The sequence below is a fragment of the Curtobacterium sp. VKM Ac-1395 genome (assembly GCF_015350975.1).
Taxonomy (GTDB): domain Bacteria; phylum Actinomycetota; class Actinomycetes; order Actinomycetales; family Microbacteriaceae; genus Curtobacterium.
Genome location: NZ_JADKRX010000003.1, coordinates 586,172 through 603,832 on the forward strand (window position 1 = coordinate 586,172; position 17,661 = coordinate 603,832).

A 17,661-nucleotide genomic window follows, 5' to 3' on the forward strand; every position below is an offset into this window, starting at 1 on the left:
GCTCGACCATGCCGCTCGTGCACACCCGTTCCACCGAGATCGAGTACCTCGACGAGGGCCCGCGGACCGGCACACCCGTCGTGCTGGTGCACGGCTTCCCCGACCACCCGGGCACCTGGGACGACGTCGTCGCCGCGCTGCCCGACGGTCTCCGGGTCATCCGCCCGTTCCTCCGCGGGGTCGGGGGGACCCGCGTGGTCGACCCGGAGGCCCGGTCGGCGCAGGTCGCCGCGCTCGCGACGGACCTCCTGGACCTCCTCCACGAGCTCGACCTGGGACCCGTCGTCCTGGTGGGGCACGACTGGGGTGCCCGCACCTCGCACGCCCTGGCCGCACTGGCGCCCGAAGCCGTCTCGGGCCTGGTGACGATCGCCACGGCGTACGGGCCGTCCTCGCTGCTGCACGGCGAGGCGGCGCTCGACGAGGTCGCGGGGGCCTGGTACCGCTACTGGCTCTGCACGGAGACAGGAGCAGCGGCCTTCCGACAGGCGCCGGAGGACCTGGTCAGGTGGGCGTGGAAGCACTGGTCACCGTCGCTCCCGCTGTCCGCCGACGCGCTCGACCAGGTGCTCCGAGCGGTCGACACCGACGACTTCGCCGACCTCGTCGTCCACTACTACCGACACGGCACGGGCGAGGCGCCGGGCAGTCCCCGCTACGAGGCGGCCCAGGCCGTCCTCGACGCCTGGCCGGCGATCACCGTCCCGACCACGTTCCTCATCGGGCTGGAGGACGGCTGCGAGACACCGACGATGGCCCGCGCGAACGCGCCGTGGTTCCCAGCGGGCCGTCGCCTGGTCGAGCTCGACGGGGTCGGCCACTTCGTCCAGCGGGAGGACCCGCGTGCGGTGGCCGACGCGATCGCGCAGTACCTCTGAAGCACCCGCGGTGGCAGGCCGGCCTGTCCCACCGCACCACAGCCTCCCGGCTGTCAGCCCGGACCACCTGCTGCGGCCCGTCGTAACGATCTCTCATTCCGACGGAAACCAATCCGTAACACCCGCTGCTCAGACTGGCTGCATGTCCCCCATCACCGTCGCGGCGGTCTCGGCGAACTTCAGTCGTGACCTCGACCAGAACTACGCGCTCATCGAGCAGACGATCGCGGAGGCCCGCGCGCGGGGTGTCCAGTTCGTGGCGTTCCCCGAGGCCTCGATCGGCGGGTACCTCTCCTCGCTCGGGAACCACGGTGACACCGTGGCCACGACCAAGCGGTCGCTGCCACCGGCGGTCCGGCTGGACGGCCCGGAGATCCGGCGGGTGCAGGAGCTCGCCGGCGACATGCTCGTCGCGATCGGGTTCTGCGAGCTCGGCGACGACGGTGAGACGCGGTACAACGCGGCGGTCTGCCTCGACGGCGGCCAGGTGTACGGCTCGTACCGCAAGGTGCACCAGCCGCTCGGGGAACACATGTCGTACGCCGCCGGTGACTCCTACGCCGCCTTCGACACCCCGCTCGCCCGCGTCGGCCTGCAGATCTGCTACGACAAGGCGTTCCCCGAGGCGGCTCGCATGCTCGCGCTCGACGGCGCGGAGGTCATCGTGAGCCTCTCCGCCTGGCCCGCCGCGCGCACCGCCACGGCCGAGGACCTGCAGGAGGACCGCTGGACCTACCGGCACAACACCTTCGACGTCGCACGGGCGCTCGACAACCAGGTGTTCTGGATGGCGTCGAACCAGTCGGGCACCTTCGGGTCACTCCGCTACGTCGGCAACGCCAAGGTCGTCGACCCGGGTGGCAACGTGCTCGCGAACACGTTCCTCGACTCCGGGCTGGCGGTGGCCGAGATCGACATCGCCGAGACGTTCCGCGGCATGCGCGGCGGGATGTTCCACCTGCGGGACCGTCGGCCGGACCTCTACGGCCCGGTGAGCGAGTCCGACAGCGCGTCCGTCACCGGCTGGCAGGAGCTCGCACATGCCTGAGATGCAGTTCGCGGTCCGCTGGCCGGACGGCACCGAGGCCTCCTACTACTCACCGAGCCTCGTCATGCACGACTTCCTCGACGCGGGCTCCGCCTACCCGGTCGCCGAGTTCGTCCGTCGGGCCACCGAAGCGCTCGACATCGCCAGTGAACGCGTCCGCGCGAAGTACGGCTTCGCGTGCACGTCGGCGATGCACACGCAGGAGTCGATCGCGCTGGCCGCCACACGGACCCCGCTCGGGGACGTGACGGTCACCGCGCTCGAACCGCCCGTCGCAGGGGCACCCGCGTGATCCCGACCACGATCCGGGACGGCGACCACCACGAGGCGGTCGTCGTCGGCGGCGGGCAGGCGGGCCTGTCGGTCAGCCACGGCCTCGTCGAAGCGGGTGTGCGGCACGTCGTCATCGAGCGGGACTCCGTCGCGCACGAGTGGCGGGACGGGCGCTGGGACGCCTTCACCCTCGTCACCCCGAACTGGCACTGCCACCTCCCCGGGTACCCGTACGACGGCGACGACCCGGACGGCTTCATGACCCGCGACGAGACGCACGCCTGGGTGCGCCGCTACGCCGACACGTTCGACGCGCCGGTCGCCGAGGGCGTCACCGTGCAACTCGTGACCCGGCGTCCCGACGGGGTGTTCGTCGTCACCACCTCCGCGGGCACGATCACGGCGGACACCGTGACGGCGGCGACGGGCGGCTACCACCGCCCCGTCGTGCCGACGTGGGCCACCGAGGTGCCGGCACACGTGCACCAGGTCCACTCGCACGAGTACCGCAACGCCGCAGCACTGCCAGGAGGCCCGGTGCTGGTCATCGGGACCGGCCAGTCCGGCACGCAGATCGCCGAGGACCTGCACCTCGAGGGCCGCCAGGTGCACCTCGCCGTCGGTCGGGCGCCGCGGGTCGCCCGGTTCCACCGCGGCAGGGACTGCATGACGTGGCTCGCCGAGATGGGCGTCTACGACATCCCGATCGCCACGCGGGGGCTCGCCAAGCGGGAGTCCACCAACCACTACGTCACCGGGCGCGACGGCGGACGGGACGTCGACCTGCGCGCCTTCGCCCGCGAGGGCATGGGACTGCACGGCCGCGCCACGGGCATCGAGGACGGCGTCGTGCACTTCGACGACACCCTCGCGGCGAACCTCGCGCACGCGGACTCGGTGGCCGACTCCATCAAGGACGACATCGACGCGTACATCGCCCGCGAGGGCATCGACGCTCCCGCCGAGGCCCGGTACGTGCCCGTGTGGCAGCCGGAGCCCGGACCGTCGGCGCTGCGCCTCGACGAGGTCGCGACCATCATCTGGGCCATCGGGTTCCGCGCGGACTGGTCCTGGCTCGGTGCACTCGACGTCCTCGACCCCGAGGGGCTCCCCCTGCAGGACCGGGGCGAGACCAGCGTCCCCGGGTTCCGGTTCATCGGGCTGCCGTGGATGCACACCTGGGGCTCCGGCCGCTTCCACGCCGTCGCGCGGGACGCCGAGCACGTCGCGGCCGGGATCGCGCGGACCGTCAGGACGTCGCCGGTCCGGACGGCGGTCCCCGAGCCGGCGCCCTGACCCGGCCACGGCCTACGCTGGGGCCGTGACCACCGTGACGATGGCAGCCGTCGCCGCGCACTTCGGGCGGGACGTCAGCCGCACGCTCGCGAAGCTCCCCGGGATCATCGAGCAGGGCCGCGAGCGCGGCGTCGACCTCCTGGTGCTGCCCGACGCCACCATCGGCGGCTACCTCCTCGACCTGCACCACCCGGCGTCCGCCGCCGACGGCATCCCCGAGGCCATCGACCTCGACGGCCCAGAGGTCCGTGCGGTCGCCGCGATGGCTGGCGACATGACCGTGGCGTTCGGGATCTCCGAGCGAGGTGTCGTCGACGGGGTGCCCGTCCGGTACAACACCGCGGTGTGCGTCACCGGCAACGGGGTCCTCGGCACCCACCGCAAGGTGCACCTCCCCCTCGGCGAGTCCGAGGCGTACGTCGCGGGCGACTCGTTCCGGGCCTTCGACACCCCGGCCGGCCGCATCGGGATGCTCATCGACTTCGACAAGACCTTCCCGGAGTCCGCCAGGACCCTGGCGCTCGACGGAGCCGCGGTCATCGCGTGTCTCAGCGCCTGGCCGGCCAGCGTCACCGACCGCTCGGACCGCATCCGGACGGACCGCCAGGCGCACCTGTTCGACCTCTACGACTGCGCCCGCGCCGCGGAGAACCAGGTGTTCGTCGTCTCCTCGAACCAGACCGGCGTGCTCGGGGACCTCCGCTTCCTCGGGCAGGCGAAGATCGTCGACCCCGGCGGGGAGATCATCGCGAAGACCTGGGCGAAGGGCGGGATGGCGGTCGCCGAGGTGGACGTCGACGCGACGATCGCGCGGGCCCGGCGGTCGCTCGACCACGCGGCGCAGCGGGTCACCGGCGCGTACCGGCTGCGCTGAGAGCCGGGCGACGGCACGGAGCGGGCGAGGCGTCACCGGCCGTCATCCGGCCGCCACCAGGGCCAGAAACCAGAACGTCATCGACGAAACGCATCGTTGTTCCAGGTGAAACCAGTCCGAAACGGGCCTCGACACAGACTTGGACCACCGCCAGGAGCACCCGCCGGGCGGCACATCCGACGCTGAGCCCTGGGAGCACCCGATGACCGATGCAACGACCGCCGAGACGCTGGACCACGACACCCTGGTCGCGGAGAACGCGGAGAAGTCCCGCAACGAGATCGCGCACCCGTCCCTGCCGAAGGGCAGCAACATCTACGGCTCGACGAAGGTCTTCCCCGACTACACCGCGACGCCGGACCAGTACTACTTCCAGCTCGTCCACGGCATCGCGCACGAGTCCTCGGTGTCGTTCGTCGCCGTGCTGCAGGCCACGCGGGCCCTCCGCAAGGGCTTCACGAGCGTCCTCTACTTCTACGGCCCCGGCGCGATGAACTGCATCGCGAACCGCGGCTTCCCGACCACGGGGTCCGACGGGTTCCCGGGCGAGAACAACATCAACAACGCCCTCGAGACCTTCATCGCCGAGGGCGGCACGGTGTTCTGCTGCCGGTTCGGCCTGGCGCTGCACGGCAACCGCGAGGAGGACCTCATCGCGGGCGTGACCCCGTGTCACCCGCTGGACGTCCAGGACGCCGTCATCCACTACGCCCGCAAGGGCGCGATCATCAACAGCACCTACATGGTCTGACCCGTGACGATCACGAACAACGGGGCCGTCGGTCACCGCGTCGCCCTCTCGCTGCTCGGGGTCCGCGTCGCCGCCCCCGTGCACCGCGAGGGCGGCGCCGGCCCCTCGGACGACGGCCACGTCCTGTTCGAGGGCCTGCAGGCCGCACTGCCCGTCAACGCGACCAGCCCGTACACCGTCGCCGACGGCAAGCTCATGCTCGACGGCGCCGACCTCGGCCTGTCGGTCGAACCGGTGTCGCGCCCGCGCTTCTACGACATGGCGACGGCCGACGGCACCCCGTACGAGCAGATCGCCCGGCTGCACGGCGCTTCGGTCCTGGCGACGACCGTCGTGCAGACCTGCATGCGGTACGACGAGACAGAACGCTGCCGCTTCTGCTCGATCGAGGAGTCCCTGCGTGCGGGCAGCACGATCGCGGTCAAGACGCCGGCGATGCTCGCCGAGGTCGCCGAGGCAGCGGTCCGGCTCGACGGCGTCACGCAGATGGTGATGACGACCGGCACGTCGAAGGGGCGCGACCGCGGCGCCACACACCTGGCCCGCTGCGTCCGCGCGATCAAGGAGCGCGTCCCCGAGCTCGGCGTCCAGGTGCAGTGCGAGCCACCGGCGGACCTGTCGACGATCACCGACCTGTACCAGGCGGGTGCGCGGAGCATCGGCATCCACGTCGAGTCGATGGACGACGACGTCCGGCGCCGCTGGACACCCGGCAAGGCCCGGGTCCCGCTCGACGAGTACCGCGCCGCCTGGCGTGAGGCGGTCCGGGTGTTCGGCTGGAACCAGGTCTCGACCTACCTGATCGTCGGCATGGGCGAGGACCCGGACGAGCTGGTCGCGTCCGCCGCGGAGCTCATCGACATGGGCGTCTACCCGTTCATCGTGCCGTTCCGTCCCATCCGCGGGACGCTCGCGGTCGACGTCGACGGCGCCACCACCCCGGCGCGCGACGTCATGCACGACGTCACCCGTCGCGTCTCCGACCTCCTCCTCGCCGCCGGGATGCGCGGCGCCGACCAGGCCGCCGGCTGCGCCGCGTGCGGAGCCTGCTCGGTCCTCAGCACGACGGGAGCCTGACGTGCCGGTCTTCGACGTCCCCGCCCTGACGGGTCCCGCACCGGTCCGACCGGGTCCGACCGCCGACCCCGCCTGGGTGGTCGGCATCGCGGACAGCCGCGAGGTCGCCGAGCACCGCCGGCTCCGTCGCGACGCGTTCGTCGACGAGCAGGGGCTCTTCGCCGGCAGCGACCACGACGACCTCGACGACGACCACCGCACCGTGGTGCTCGTCGCGCGCGCCACCGACGGCAGCGGGACGGTGCTCGGCGGCGTCCGCATCGCCCCCGCCACGATCCGGGACACGGGGTGGTGGACCGGCAGCCGGCTCGTCGTCGCGCCGACCGCGCGCAACGTCTCCGGGATCGGGCCCGCCCTCGTCCGAGCGGCCTGCGCCCTCGCGGAACAGCGCGGGGTCCTCCGCTTCGACGCCGTCGTGCAGGAGCACGCGGCCGTCCTGTTCCGACGGATCGGCTGGCACGTCACCGGCACCGACGTCATCGGTGGGGTGCCGCACCTGCGGATGCGCTGGCCGATCGACCGGTACCAGCGGCTCGTCGACACCACCAAGGCACACCTCGCCGGGCTCTTCGGCGACGACCAGCCCGGGGGCCAAGGGTGGGTCGGCGACGACGGCGCCCCGGTCAGCGGCACCGACGTGGTGGCGGCCTGCGACGCGATCCTGCCGAGCATGGTCGAACGGGACCCCGAGTGGGCCGGGTGGTGCGGCGTCCTCGTCAACGTCAACGACCTCTCCGCCATGGGCGCGACCCCGACGGCACTCCTCGACGCCGTCGCCGGCCGCGACGCGTCCTTCGTCGCCAGGGTCGTCCGCGGACTCCGCCGGGCAGCCGACGCCTGGGGCGTGCCGATCATCGGCGGCCACACGCAGCTCGGCGTCCCCGCAGCACTGTCGGTCACCGCGCTCGGTCGCACCACCGACCCGGTGCCGGGTGGCGGCGGACGGGCCGGACAGCGTCTGACGCTCACAGCCGACCTGACCGGAGGATGGCGCACCGGACACCGCGGTGCGCAGTGGAACAGCACCGAGGGACGCGACCGGGCAGCCCTGCGCGACCTCGCCGAGACGGTCGCCCGAGCACGACCCGACGCGGCGAAGGACGTCAGCATGGCCGGCATCGTCGGGACCGCCGGCATGCTCGCCGAGGCGTCCGGCTGCGGGGCCGTCCTCGACGTGGTCGACGTCCCGACCCCGCGGCTCGCCACCACCGCCGACTGGCTCGGCTGCTTCCCCGGCTTCGCCATGCTCACCGCCGACGACCCCGGCGCCGGTCGGATGCGCTCGGCCGCCGCCGTCACCGCCGAGTGCGGCGAACTCACCGCCACCCCCGGCGTCCGGCTGCGGTGGCCCGACGGCGAGGAGACCGTCGCGGTCACCGGCTCGGTCACCGGCCTCGGCCCCGCCACGGGGACCACCGCGCTCGCCGGCTGACCGCGCGCCGCCGATGCGCATCGCCCTGCTCACCTACTCCACGAAGCCCCGCGGCGGGGTGGTCCACACGCTCGCGCTCGCCGAGGCCCTCGCCGCGTCCGGCCACGACGTGACCGTCGGCACGCTCGGCCGAGGCGGGGACGAGGTGTTCTTCCGTGCCGTCGACCCGAGGGTGACCATGCAGGTCGTCCCGTTCCCCGACGCATCCCCCGACGAGACCGTCGGGGAACGCATCGTCCGGTCGATCGAGGCGCTCCGTGCCGGACTCGACCTGTCCGGCTTCGACGTCGTCCACGCGCAGGACTGCATCTCGTCGAACGCCTGCGCGGGCGCCGTCCGCACCGTCCACCACCTCGACACGTTCACGACCGCGCAGCTCGTCGCCTGCCACGACCGGGCCGTCCGCGAACCGGCCGCCCTGGTCTGCGTGTCCCGATCGGTCGCCGCCGAGGTCACGGCGTCCTACGACCGGTCGGCCACCGTCATCCCGAACGGCGTCGACGCCGCCCGGTTCACCGATGCCGCCGCCGGCACCCCGACGGCCGTGGCAGCCCGGGCAGCGTGGACCGACCGACTCGGCCGGTACGTCCTCGCCGTCGGCGGCATCGAACCGCGCAAGGGCACCATCGACCTGCTCCGCGCCTACGACCTCCTCCGGACCCGCGGCCACGACGACGTCACGCTCGTCCTCGCCGGCGGCGAGACCCTGTTCGACTACCGGCCCTACCGCGCCGAGTTCGACGCCGTGGTCCGGGACCGCGGGGTCCCGGTGACGGAACTCGGCGTCGTCGACGACCCGAGCCTCCCGGCCCTGGTCGCCAGCGCAGCCGCCTTCTCCTTCGTCTCCACCAAGGAGGGCTTCGGCCTGGCGGCCATGGAGGCGCTCGCCGCCGGCGTCCCGGTCGTCGCGCGGGACCTCCCCGTCCTCCGCGAGGTGTTCGGCGACACCGTCGCCTTCGCCGCGGACGTCGACGGCATCGCCGACGCGCTCGGGTCCGCGCTGCGCGACCCGGTCGACCCACTGTCGGGACGAGCGCTCGCAGCGAGCTACTCGTGGACCGCCGCCGCAGCCGCGCACGTCGAGCTGTACGGTCGGCTCCTCGACCGCTCCGGCGGTGTACCGATCGGCCGCGTGCGATCCGACGCGGTCCCCGCCTGATGCGCGTCTCGATCTCGCGGGCCTTCACCGCACTCGCGGCGGAGGACCCGGACCGGCTCGCCGTCGACGACGGCGTCACCCGGCTGGACCGTCGGGCGCTCGAGGACCGGTCGAACCGGCTCGCCTGGCTCCTCCTGGAGGCCGGGGTCACCCCCGACGCGTTCGTGACGGTCATCGGGTCCAACAGCGTGGACACCGTGGTCGCCACCGTCGCGGCGTGGAAGGCCGGCGCGACGCCCCAGCCGCTGTCACCCCGACTGCCGCCGCACGACCGCGACGCCGTGCTGGACCTCGTCCGACCGGCACTGGTCCTGACCGATCAGCCGATGGCGCGGCACCGGTCGATGCCCCTCACCGGCTGTGGTTCCGGGGCCGGGGACGTCGCCGTGCTCCCGGACGCCGCCGCGCGGTCCTGGAAGGCGCCGACCTCCAGCGGGAGCACCGGCACCCCCAAGGTCGTCGTCGCGGCGGCCTCGGCCCACGTCGACCGGGAGGGCCGGGTCGCTGCGTTCGTCCCCCGGCACGCGACGCAGCTCGTCGCCGGTCCGCTGCACCACGCGGCGCCCTTCGTCTACGCGATGCGCGGCCTGATGACCGGGCACGAGCTCGTCCTGCTCCCCCGGTTCGACGCCCGAGCCTGGCTGGCGGCCGTCGAGCGACACCGGGTCACGTGGAGCATGCTCGTGCCGACGATGATGTCGCGCGTCACCGCGCTCGGTCCGGACCGCCTGGAGAGCGCCGACGTGTCCTCGCTCGAGTCGGTCCTGCACATCGGGTCCACCTGCCCGCCGCACGTGAAACGTGCCTGGATCGACTGGCTCGGCCCCGACCGGGTCGTCGAGGTGTACTCCGGCACCGAGTCGAACGGGCTGACGATGATCACCGGTCGGGAGTGGGTGGAGCGGCCAGGCTCCGTCGGGCGGGCGGCAGGAGGCTCCTCCGTCCGCGTCCTCCGACCGGACGACACCCTCGCCGGACCGGGCGAGATCGGACGCATCGAGTTCACCCGACCGGGGCCCGCCACCTACCGGTACCTCGGCCGACCGGAGCCCGCCGCGGACGAGTGGCACGGGCTCGGGGACATGGGCCACCTCGACGACGAGGGTTACCTGTACCTGGCCGACCGCGCCGACGACCGGATCGTCTCCGGCGGCGTCGACGTCTGGCCGGCCGCGATCGAGTCCGCGCTCGAGGCCCACCCCGCCGTCCGGTCGTGCGTCGTCGTCGGGGTGCCGGACGACGACCTCGGCGAGCGGGTCCGCGCGGTCGTCGACGTCGGGGAGCACGACCTCGCCGAGAACGACCTCACCCGCTGGGCCGCCGAGCGCCTGGACCCCGAGCGGCGGCCTCGCGAATGGGTCATCGTCCGCGAACCGCTGCGCGACGACACCGGGAAGGTCCGCCGCGCCCGCTATCGAGGTGCGGTGGACGACCAGGCACCGCCATCGCCATCGCCACCGCCACCGCCACCGCCACCGCCACCGAGAGAACCGTGAGGAACACCATGACCACACCTGCCCCGACCAACGTCCTCGACGTGACCGTCGTGGACTCGAACCGAGCGCCCTGGGACCTCTTCGTCGTCCCGCAGACCGGCGCCGAGATCCCCAGCAAGGCGCTGGTCAGCGACCCGGACACGGGTATGCAGGTCTTCAAGATGCGCTACCCCGCGGGCTTCGTCAACAAGTGGCACACCCACTCGCACGCCCACGGCATGTACGTCCTCGACGGCGTCCTCCACACGCACCAGGGCGACCATGGCCCCGGCTCGTTCGTGTGGTTCCCGGAGGGCGGCTGGATGGAACACGGCGCCACCGAACACGGCGACGTCACCTTCCTGTTCATCACGAACAAGCCGTTCGACATCGCCTACGAAGAGGACGCGGTCCACCCGTACCCGCCGCACCTGACCTGAGCGCGCGGACGCCGGATCAGCCCTGGACGGTCGGCCGCGGTGCAGCGACCGTGGAAGCGGCCTCCGCGGACCGGGCCAGGAGCCGCTGCCCGAACCGGGTCATGTAGCCGCCGTAGGACAGCGTCGCGGCTGCGGCACCAGCACCGACCCACGACCACGCGAGCGGCCACGCCGAACCGTCGGCGAGCACGGCGACCACGCCGGCGAGCCCCACGAGGGTGGTCCACGTCGCGATCCAGGTGTCGATCGACCGGTGGAACACGCGCGCCATCGGGTAGAAGTGCAGCCCGACGATGACCGCGATGGTCGGCACGATGAACCGGTCGAGGCCGTTCGCCCCGAGGACCCCGACCGCGACCCCGATGAGCAGCCCCTCGGCGCCGAACACCGCCCCGAAGAGCGCGCCGTTCGGCTTCCGCGCCTGGTCCGACGCGCTGAGCACGGTGGACATGCGTCGGCCGGCGACGAGGAGCCGGACCGCCTGTACGAGGAACAGGACCGCCGCCACGGCGCTGACCACCATGACCACCGTCGCGACCGGCGTCGGCCACCCGGTGAAGGTGTCGCTCGCCCACCAGAGCGAGAACACGGCCATCAGGACCAGCCCCGACGCGACACCGGTGGCCAGGGCTCGGGCTGGACGCGTCTCGTCGCTCATGGTCGCGATCCTAGGGCCCACCCGTGCCGGACGGGAGGCTCGTGACGGCGCCGCCACGAGCCTCCCGTCCGTCGATCAGTCAGGGACCAGGAACGGTCACCCGGACCGCGCTGATGCGCCCGGCGCGCGTCTGCGCGGTGGTGGCCGGGTCGTAGCTGTCGGCGGTGGCCAGGTAGAGGGTGCGCCCGTCGGGGCCACCGAGGGCGCAGTCGATCGCGCAGCGTCCCGGTGCGTCGATGCGGTCCGTGACCTCGCCGCCCTCGACCACGCGGAGGAACTCGCCGGTGTCGACCGAGCACACCCAGACGGCGCCCTCGGCGTCGACGGTGCTGCCGTCCGGCGTCACGCCTGCCGGCAGCGCCGCCCACTCGCGGCGGCCGGTCAGGGAGCCGTCGGCCTCGATGTCGAACGCGGTCAGGCGGCCGCCCCAGGTCTCGCTGACGACCAGCGTGCGGGTGCCCGGCAGCACGCTCGCGCTGTTCGGGAAGACCAGACCGTCGGCAGCCAGGCGGGCCGAACCGTCGGGCTCGACGACGTAGAGCGGGCCGGGGCGGAGCTCCTCGCCGGCGTACAGGTCGTACCCGAAGGCACCGACGTAGGTCCGGCCGGTCGCGGCGTCGACGACCAGGTCGTTGATGAGGGACGACTCGATCGGTGCCAGGTCGGCGTACACGCTCTGTGAGCCGTCGGGCTGGACGGCGACGATGGTGCGGGCCTCCATCGCGCTGACGATCAGGCGGCCGTCCTGCAGCCAGCCGAGGCCCGACGACTGGCCGTCGACCGTCGTCTCGAGGCGGGGACCGGCGTCCGAGGCGGGGTCGAGCGAGAAGACCTCACCGGTGTGCATGTCCGAGTACCAGAGCCGGCCGTCGTGCCAGCGGTTGCCCTCGGGGAAGCGGATGCCGGTGACGACGTCGGTCGCGGTCGTGGAGTCCAGGGTGATGTGCACGCGATCAGCCTGCCAGGCGGGCCAGGGCGTCGTCCGGGTGACGACGCCGGCTGGGGTCGGGGCGCGGCGACCGCCTGCCGGGCGGGAGACCCGGTGGACGCTCAGCGGTCGGAGCGCGCCGTCTCCGTCACGTCGAAGTTCTGGTCGAACACGTCGTCCGGGTCGAACCGCGCCTTCAGCGTGCGGAGCCGCGCGAGTGTCCGCGGCGGGAAGGCCTCGGCGACCGCCTCGGCCCGGTGGTCGCTCTCGAAGCTGAGGTACATGCCGTCCATGCGCTCGTGCACCGGCTCCCACGCCCGGTCGAACGCCGGGCCGCCGTCCACCGACACGGCCGTGACCGAGAAGTTCTGGTGGCGGTGCGCGTAGGCGGTGGCATCCGGATCGAGGTCGTTGACCGCTCCCCCGACGGACCGGATCTGGACCATCTCCGCACCGCCAGCCCTGAGCAGCACGGCGATCCGCGCGGACAGGTCGTCGTCGAGGTGGACGGCCAGGCCGGTGTGGGCCGCTGCGCGCTGCTGCCCGGTGTGCGGAGCGCCGCTGGTGAGCGGGACCGCCGAGTACGGCACGACCATCGACCGCTGGCCCGCGGTGCCCGTCAGCCGGACGAATCGCTCCAACTCCGGGACCGCCGCACCGAGGTCGTCGCCGGCGTACACCACGGTCGCCTGGGCGAACGGCCTCGGCCCGGCGCCGAGGTAGAGGAACGCGGAGACCTCCCTCGCGGCTACCTGACGCGTCAGGTATTCCGTCTCGCCGGAGAATCGTCGGACGGGGAGGCTCGGTGGGGGCCCGCCCGCGTCCCGCGACGGCGCAGCGTGGCGAGGGTGCCCCCGGCCAGGGCAGGCGCCCGGACGGGCGCTCAACTTGTGCTCTGGGAACCTCCTGCGGCGGCCCGACCGGCTTCTCCGAGCTGCACAGACAGTCGCCAGCCACTCGGCGCGGGCAAGCAGCGCCCTGAAACGCTGCCCACCGTGCGGAGGGGTCCGGCCGGATGCGCCGTACCGACTCCGTCGACAAACCTCCGCACGCAGTTCAGAGGTCAAGCAACTCGAGGAACCTCGTCGGGCGAGCAGCGAGAGCCACTTGCGGCAGACGAGATAGAGCGGATTCGCAGCGGGCCGAATGCCCTCTCGATGACGTCCTGAGGGGCGGACGATTCCTCCCCGTCACGTCTGGGCCGATGCTCCGACACGCTACCGGGCACGACTCAGGCGACTGGCGGTGCCCTACGATTTCGACATGGCGCAGACGGGTGACTGGCACATCGACAGGCTCGAGCTAACCAACTTTCGTGGCTTCGAGCACCTCAATATTGACTTCCACCCGTCCCTGACCGTACTGGTCGGCGTGAATGGTGTCGGCAAGACCGCCGTTCTCGACGCCGTCGCGATCATGCTCGGATCCATCGTTCGAGAGTTCGGCGGAGACACACGAGGGTTCGCGCATTCAGACGTACGAGAAACCGCCCGCGACCTGCTCTCTCAAGGCGGGGTGGCGTCGATGGACGCGGTCTACCCGGTTTCTGCCCTGGTAGAGGCGACTGTTGCGGGGGCCGAGCTATGGTGGAGCCGCAGTCGCCAGCGGGCGAGCGGCCGGACGACTTGGGCGGACCGGAACGGCGCGGTCGGAGACATTGCCCGAGCGACATGGGAGCGCGCTCAAGCCGAAGCTGGTCCTACCCAGCCGTTGCCGATTCTCGCGCTCTACGGAGTCGAGCGGTTGCTCGGTGTCAGAAAGGCGTCGGGATCGATTACCCGAGCAAGGTCGAGCGCGTACGACGCAGCACTGACCGGAAAGTCCGATCTGACGCGCCTCTCGGCGTACCTGCGTGCACTGACACTCGCGGAGTTCGCCGCGGAGCGACGCGGAGGGGACGCCGAGGCCGCTACTGAGCAGATCCGGGCGATCACGATCGCAGCGGATCGCGTCCTAGAAGGAACGGGCTGGCATCGGCCCGAATGGAGCCCCGTCGTCGAGGAATTGACTCTCACGCACGACGACCAGAGCGTCCTTCCGCTGTCGCTCCTTTCGAGTGGCATCAAGATCGCGGTGGGACTCGTCGTCGACCTTGTCAGCCGACTGGCTCGAGCGAACCCTCACCTCGGAGCAGAGCAGCTCCTCGAATCGGCCCTAGGCATCGTCTTGATCGACGAAGTCGACCTGCATCTCCACCCGACCTGGCAGCAGCGCATCGTTCCCCAGCTGCGAACTGCATTCCCACGCGTGCAGTTCATTGTAACGACACATAGCCCTCAGGTGCTATCGACGGTGGACGCCGAGCACATCCGCATAATCGACGGCCAGACCATTCGTCGCGTCGACTACTCGGCCGGCCTACGCAGCGACATTGTGATGGAAAAGGTGCTTGGCACGCAGGCCGAGCCAAACCTAGAAGTGAACAAGACTCTCGCCAAGTACATGGACCTCGTCGAGAATGGCGCGGGACAGGAAGCTCCCGCGGTGCGTCTCCGCCAGCAGCTCGACGAGGAACTCGGCGGAGTTTCGAACGTCCCGAAACTCTCCCGCGCCGACGCCAGCATGACTTTCTACGGTCTTGGAGACTGATGCGCCGGATCACAGCTCACAGGCCACCCAAGGAGTTCGCTGAACTCCGAGCAGCTCGCGAGGAGTACGACCAATTCTCGTCGGAACGCGCCATCCGACGAGTGCTATGGGAGCAACAGGGCGGGCGCTGTGCATACTGCGAACGCAGACTCCGACACTGGGACCGCGACGATCACCAGACCCGGATCGAGCACTTCCACCCGCAGAACGGAAATGTGTGGTCCTCCGTCTGCAAGCTTCGAAGCGGCGCGGCCACGCAAACTAAGGCTTCCACGACCTGGAAGAACTTCTTGCTTTGCTGTAACGGCGAGGAACCCCTCGACAAGTCTTTCCATCGTTGTGACGTCACGAAATACAACACCGACATCTGCGAGACCTTCAGGAATCCTCGAGACTGGGACGGCGACCGCCTCGTTGACATCAAGCGCTCAGGGAAGGCCGTCGCACGACCGGGAATGCCGGCCGGCGCACAAGATGTGCTCGACTCCGTGGTGCGCGTGAATGCTCCCGAGCTCGTCGAAGTTCGGAAAAGGGTTCTTGGGGATCTCGAGATCGTGGTACGGGCTTTCTGGAATGGTTCAGCTGCGCAACGTGCTCTCGTCGCCAGCAGGCTTCGTGAGCAGGCGGAAACCGTCGAGTACGCGACGACGTACTTGACGCTCGCCGCGCGGTTCGAACCTTCCACCTGACCGCCACTCGCGATCAGGTCGGGTGGGTCTGCGCTGTTGACCGGGTTCCTCGCGGTCCACGACGGCTGGCTGCCGTTTGCGAACATTCGACGGTAAAAAGGCATGGTGAAGCGGGCACGCCGGTAGCGCTCAATGTTTCGACACCATGGGGTCGTGTCGTGCGTTGGGGCCGCGCGCAACGGATGCAAGTATGGGCGGCTCCCACGGTCGCCTCACGCGTGGGACCGGCTACTCCTTCGAGAGCCGGACGATGGTGGTGCTGCCCGCGATGCTCACTGGGAAGCTGATCTCGTCGTCCTCGTACGTGAACACTTTGGTCGCGTCGGTCGATGCCAGGAGCGCCGTGTCGGTGGCTGCCGTGTCTCGCGTCGACGTCCAGGTGTACGGCGATGTGTCGTCAGTTGGTGCGGTGAAGGTCCCAACCCAGAACAAGGACGTGGTGTCGCCACTGTCCGTGACGAAGTTCGCCGTGACGGTGCCGCCGGAGATGTTCGCGGCCATCCAGCCGTCGTCGCTCGCGGAGTTGTTCTGCTTCCAGGCTCCCGCTAGATCAGGGACCTTCACCGGTTCCGGTGTTGGGGTGGCTGAAGCTGCCTTGGTGGAGTCGACGGCTGCCTCGGTTGGCGCGTTGCTGGCATCTGCAGCGCTGCAGCCCGTCAGTGCGAGAACCGTCGCGAGCGCGAGGGGACCGAGGAGACGGTTCATTTGAAGTACCCCGAGACGCCGACGGCGAAAGTGTCGCAGGGTTCGTCGTAGAGGTCATGGCTGAAGGAGACGGTCGCGTCCGCTTCGATGTCGCCTGTCTCGGTGGCGTAGTCGATGGTTGACGTCGACAGGGCGTCTCCGTTGAAGCAGTACACACCGACGGAGTACGGACCGGCGAGCGGCTTCCCCGTCTTGTTCACCGCGCCGCCGATGATCGACGTTCCGTTGTTGTCCGCCTGCGTGACGTTGAGTGGGGCGGTGTTGTACGAGGAGACGTCTGCCGGCATGGTCGACGCCTTGAAGTCGTACTGCACTCCGGATGCGGGAATCGACGAGACGTCCTCGAAGTAGATGTAGCCGAAGCCGGCCTCGCCCGGCTTCACCTGCGCCGGTATCGTGCCTTGACTCGAGCCACTGGCGACCAACTTGCCGCCGACCGACGCGGTGCCGGTGAAATCGACGTGCGAGATCGGCGACGACGTGTTGTTCCGGAACGCGAAGGGCAGCATGCCGCTCCCGATGCTGTCGGAGTCGAGTGGCGCGGTGGCGACGACGGACACCTTGCCGGCTGCGCCGGCATCGACCTTCGGCGTCGCGTTGCCTGCAAGGTACCCGCCAGCGTTGAACGGGAGGGCCGCTACAGCCGTCGGGGTGGGAGTCGGTGAGGCCGTCGGGGACTCGCTGACGGCTCCTGCAGCGACATTGGAGGTGGACGACGTGCTGCAACCGGCCAGGAGGAGCAGGGCTGCCCCTCCGAGCGCGGCCGAAGCGAACGTCTGCTTCGAGATCATGGTGAGGCGGATTCCTTCATTGAGCGTCTGTCGAAACTGTGGTTCCGCTCAACGTAGCTGCTAGGCGACTGCATGCGACGCCCCTCGTGTCATCGACGGAACAACGGCGGATGTCCGCACAATTCGTCTTCCGTCGAGTTGAGCCTCGTGCTCATGGTCGATCAAATGGTCGTATCGGCCCTCTCCGCGTCGTCGCTCGTGCTGGCCACGTCTGCCGACCGAGGCTCAGCCACCAGCGCTGCCGCATTGGTCCGCGATCAGTCCCGCCGACCCGGTACGCGTCGAACAGGACCTCGAATGACCAGCAGAGGAGCAGGCGCAGGCGGTGGCCTCGGCTCTCGCCCAGTACTCCAGGCAGAACGGGGTTCACGTCCGACCGCATTTTCGGGGCGCCACTCCTGGCCCCGAAAAGTCCCCAGTCGAGCACCGAAAACTCGGTTCACCCGGCAGCTCCGCCTCCAGGATTCGAACCCAGACCTAACGGCACCAAAGGCCGTCGTGCTGCCATTACACCAAGGCGGAACGCGCCCGGGGGCGCCCGTCCATCTTCCCATGCGTCGGACGGTGGGCGTGCGCCGAGGTCCGTGCGCCGCAGTGG

General features: G+C 70.8%; 18 protein-coding genes and 1 tRNA gene. 13 read left to right on the forward strand and 6 right to left on the reverse strand.

All coding sequences use genetic code 11. The features are described 5' to 3' along the window. Window positions 1-8: 8 nt before the first annotated feature. The 11 genes from ITJ68_RS11395 (at window position 9) to ITJ68_RS11445 (ending at window position 10,703) form a co-directional block, all read left to right on the forward strand. Complete coding sequence (locus tag ITJ68_RS11395; protein WP_194661351.1) at window positions 9-878, forward strand: alpha/beta fold hydrolase; 870 nt, start codon at window positions 9-11, stop codon at window positions 876-878. Window positions 879-1,020: 142 nt separating this feature from the next. Then, on the forward strand, window positions 1,021-1,926 hold the full coding sequence (locus ITJ68_RS11400; protein WP_194661352.1) for a carbon-nitrogen hydrolase family protein: 906 nt from the start codon (window positions 1,021-1,023) through the stop codon (window positions 1,924-1,926). Then, window positions 1,919-2,218: an MSMEG_0570 family nitrogen starvation response protein gene (locus ITJ68_RS11405; protein ID WP_194661353.1), complete on the forward strand. Its 300-nt coding sequence runs from the start codon at window positions 1,919-1,921 to the stop codon at window positions 2,216-2,218. The genes ITJ68_RS11400 and ITJ68_RS11405 overlap by 8 nt, the downstream gene beginning before the upstream one ends. Continuing rightward, window positions 2,215-3,495: an MSMEG_0569 family flavin-dependent oxidoreductase gene (locus ITJ68_RS11410; RefSeq protein WP_194661354.1), complete on the forward strand. Its 1,281-nt coding sequence runs from the start codon at window positions 2,215-2,217 to the stop codon at window positions 3,493-3,495. Before ITJ68_RS11405 ends, ITJ68_RS11410 begins: the two co-directional genes overlap by 4 nt. A 25-nt stretch (window positions 3,496-3,520) precedes the next feature. Next, entirely contained in the window at window positions 3,521-4,369 is an 849-nt protein-coding gene (locus ITJ68_RS11415) for a carbon-nitrogen hydrolase family protein (protein WP_194661355.1), read from the forward strand. 202 nt (window positions 4,370-4,571) lie between these two features. Next, complete coding sequence (locus ITJ68_RS11420) at window positions 4,572-5,120, forward strand: MSMEG_0572/Sll0783 family nitrogen starvation response protein (RefSeq protein ID WP_194661356.1); 549 nt, start codon at window positions 4,572-4,574, stop codon at window positions 5,118-5,120. 3 nt (window positions 5,121-5,123) lie between these two features. Beyond that, window positions 5,124-6,197 carry an MSMEG_0568 family radical SAM protein gene (locus ITJ68_RS11425; protein WP_323743290.1) on the forward strand — a complete coding sequence of 358 codons (1,074 nt, stop codon included), beginning with the start codon at window positions 5,124-5,126 and terminating at the stop codon, window positions 6,195-6,197. A gap of 1 nt (window position 6,198) precedes the next feature. Next, complete coding sequence (locus tag ITJ68_RS11430) at window positions 6,199-7,629, forward strand: MSMEG_0567/sll0787 family protein (RefSeq protein WP_194661357.1); 1,431 nt, start codon at window positions 6,199-6,201, stop codon at window positions 7,627-7,629. Window positions 7,630-7,642: 13 nt separating this feature from the next. After that, the gene (locus tag ITJ68_RS11435) at window positions 7,643-8,788 is read left to right on the forward strand and encodes an MSMEG_0565 family glycosyltransferase (protein ID WP_194661358.1); all 1,146 of its coding nucleotides are present in this window, start codon (window positions 7,643-7,645) and stop codon (window positions 8,786-8,788) included. Then, the gene (locus tag ITJ68_RS11440; protein ID WP_194661359.1) at window positions 8,788-10,284 is read left to right on the forward strand and encodes an AMP-binding protein; all 1,497 of its coding nucleotides are present in this window, start codon (window positions 8,788-8,790) and stop codon (window positions 10,282-10,284) included. Before ITJ68_RS11435 ends, ITJ68_RS11440 begins: the two co-directional genes overlap by 1 nt. Window positions 10,285-10,292: 8 nt before the next feature. Further along, the gene (locus ITJ68_RS11445) at window positions 10,293-10,703 is read left to right on the forward strand and encodes a cupin domain-containing protein (RefSeq protein WP_194661360.1); all 411 of its coding nucleotides are present in this window, start codon (window positions 10,293-10,295) and stop codon (window positions 10,701-10,703) included. 16 nt (window positions 10,704-10,719) lie between these two features. Here ITJ68_RS11445 and ITJ68_RS11450 read toward each other — a convergent pair whose 3' ends face one another. The 3 genes from ITJ68_RS11450 to ITJ68_RS19580 form a co-directional block, all read right to left on the reverse strand. Continuing rightward, window positions 10,720-11,361, reverse strand: a complete 642-nt coding sequence (locus ITJ68_RS11450; RefSeq protein ID WP_194661361.1) for a hypothetical protein — start codon at window positions 11,359-11,361, stop codon at window positions 10,720-10,722. A 79-nt stretch (window positions 11,362-11,440) separates the two neighbouring features. After that, the gene (locus tag ITJ68_RS19575; RefSeq protein WP_194661362.1) at window positions 11,441-12,310 is read right to left on the reverse strand and encodes an SMP-30/gluconolactonase/LRE family protein; all 870 of its coding nucleotides are present in this window, start codon (window positions 12,308-12,310) and stop codon (window positions 11,441-11,443) included. A gap of 101 nt (window positions 12,311-12,411) precedes the next feature. Beyond that, window positions 12,412-12,969 (reverse strand): hypothetical protein, encoded by a 558-nt coding sequence (locus ITJ68_RS19580; RefSeq protein ID WP_194661363.1) that lies wholly within the window; start codon window positions 12,967-12,969, stop codon window positions 12,412-12,414. Between the two features lie 583 nt (window positions 12,970-13,552). Between ITJ68_RS19580 and ITJ68_RS11465 the strand changes: the two genes are divergently transcribed. Then, the gene (locus ITJ68_RS11465) at window positions 13,553-14,878 is read left to right on the forward strand and encodes an AAA family ATPase (protein ID WP_194661364.1); all 1,326 of its coding nucleotides are present in this window, start codon (window positions 13,553-13,555) and stop codon (window positions 14,876-14,878) included. Beyond that, a complete protein-coding gene (locus ITJ68_RS11470; protein WP_194661365.1) occupies window positions 14,878-15,567 on the forward strand; it encodes a hypothetical protein in 690 nt (229 codons plus the stop codon). Before ITJ68_RS11465 ends, ITJ68_RS11470 begins: the two co-directional genes overlap by 1 nt. Before the next feature lie 228 nt (window positions 15,568-15,795). Here the strand turns inward: ITJ68_RS11470 and ITJ68_RS11475 are convergent, their stop codons facing one another. The 3 genes from ITJ68_RS11475 to ITJ68_RS11485 form a co-directional block, all read right to left on the reverse strand. Further along, a complete protein-coding gene (locus ITJ68_RS11475; protein ID WP_228505238.1) occupies window positions 15,796-16,131 on the reverse strand; it encodes a hypothetical protein in 336 nt (111 codons plus the stop codon). Window positions 16,132-16,268: 137 nt separating this feature from the next. Next, complete coding sequence (locus tag ITJ68_RS11480) at window positions 16,269-16,832, reverse strand: hypothetical protein (protein WP_194661367.1); 564 nt, start codon at window positions 16,830-16,832, stop codon at window positions 16,269-16,271. Between the two features lie 681 nt (window positions 16,833-17,513). Continuing rightward, a tRNA-Gln gene (locus ITJ68_RS11485) sits at window positions 17,514-17,585 on the reverse strand. Window positions 17,586-17,661 lie beyond the last annotated feature (76 nt).

Coding starts and splice junctions, on each gene's coding strand:
- ITJ68_RS11395 (WP_194661351.1), top strand. CDS start 9: ATGCCGCTCGTGCACACCCGTTCCACCGAGATCGAGTACCTCGACGAG.
- ITJ68_RS11400 (WP_194661352.1), top strand. CDS start 1,021: ATGTCCCCCATCACCGTCGCGGCGGTCTCGGCGAACTTCAGTCGTGAC.
- ITJ68_RS11405 (WP_194661353.1), top strand. CDS start 1,919: ATGCCTGAGATGCAGTTCGCGGTCCGCTGGCCGGACGGCACCGAGGCC.
- ITJ68_RS11420 (WP_194661356.1), top strand. CDS start 4,572: ATGACCGATGCAACGACCGCCGAGACGCTGGACCACGACACCCTGGTC.
- ITJ68_RS11435 (WP_194661358.1), top strand. CDS start 7,643: ATGCGCATCGCCCTGCTCACCTACTCCACGAAGCCCCGCGGCGGGGTG.
- ITJ68_RS11440 (WP_194661359.1), top strand. CDS start 8,788: ATGCGCGTCTCGATCTCGCGGGCCTTCACCGCACTCGCGGCGGAGGAC.
- ITJ68_RS11445 (WP_194661360.1), top strand. CDS start 10,293: ATGACCACACCTGCCCCGACCAACGTCCTCGACGTGACCGTCGTGGAC.
- ITJ68_RS11450 (WP_194661361.1), bottom strand. CDS start 11,361: ATGAGCGACGAGACGCGTCCAGCCCGAGCCCTGGCCACCGGTGTCGCG.
- ITJ68_RS11465 (WP_194661364.1), top strand. CDS start 13,553: ATGGCGCAGACGGGTGACTGGCACATCGACAGGCTCGAGCTAACCAAC.
- ITJ68_RS11470 (WP_194661365.1), top strand. CDS start 14,878: ATGCGCCGGATCACAGCTCACAGGCCACCCAAGGAGTTCGCTGAACTC.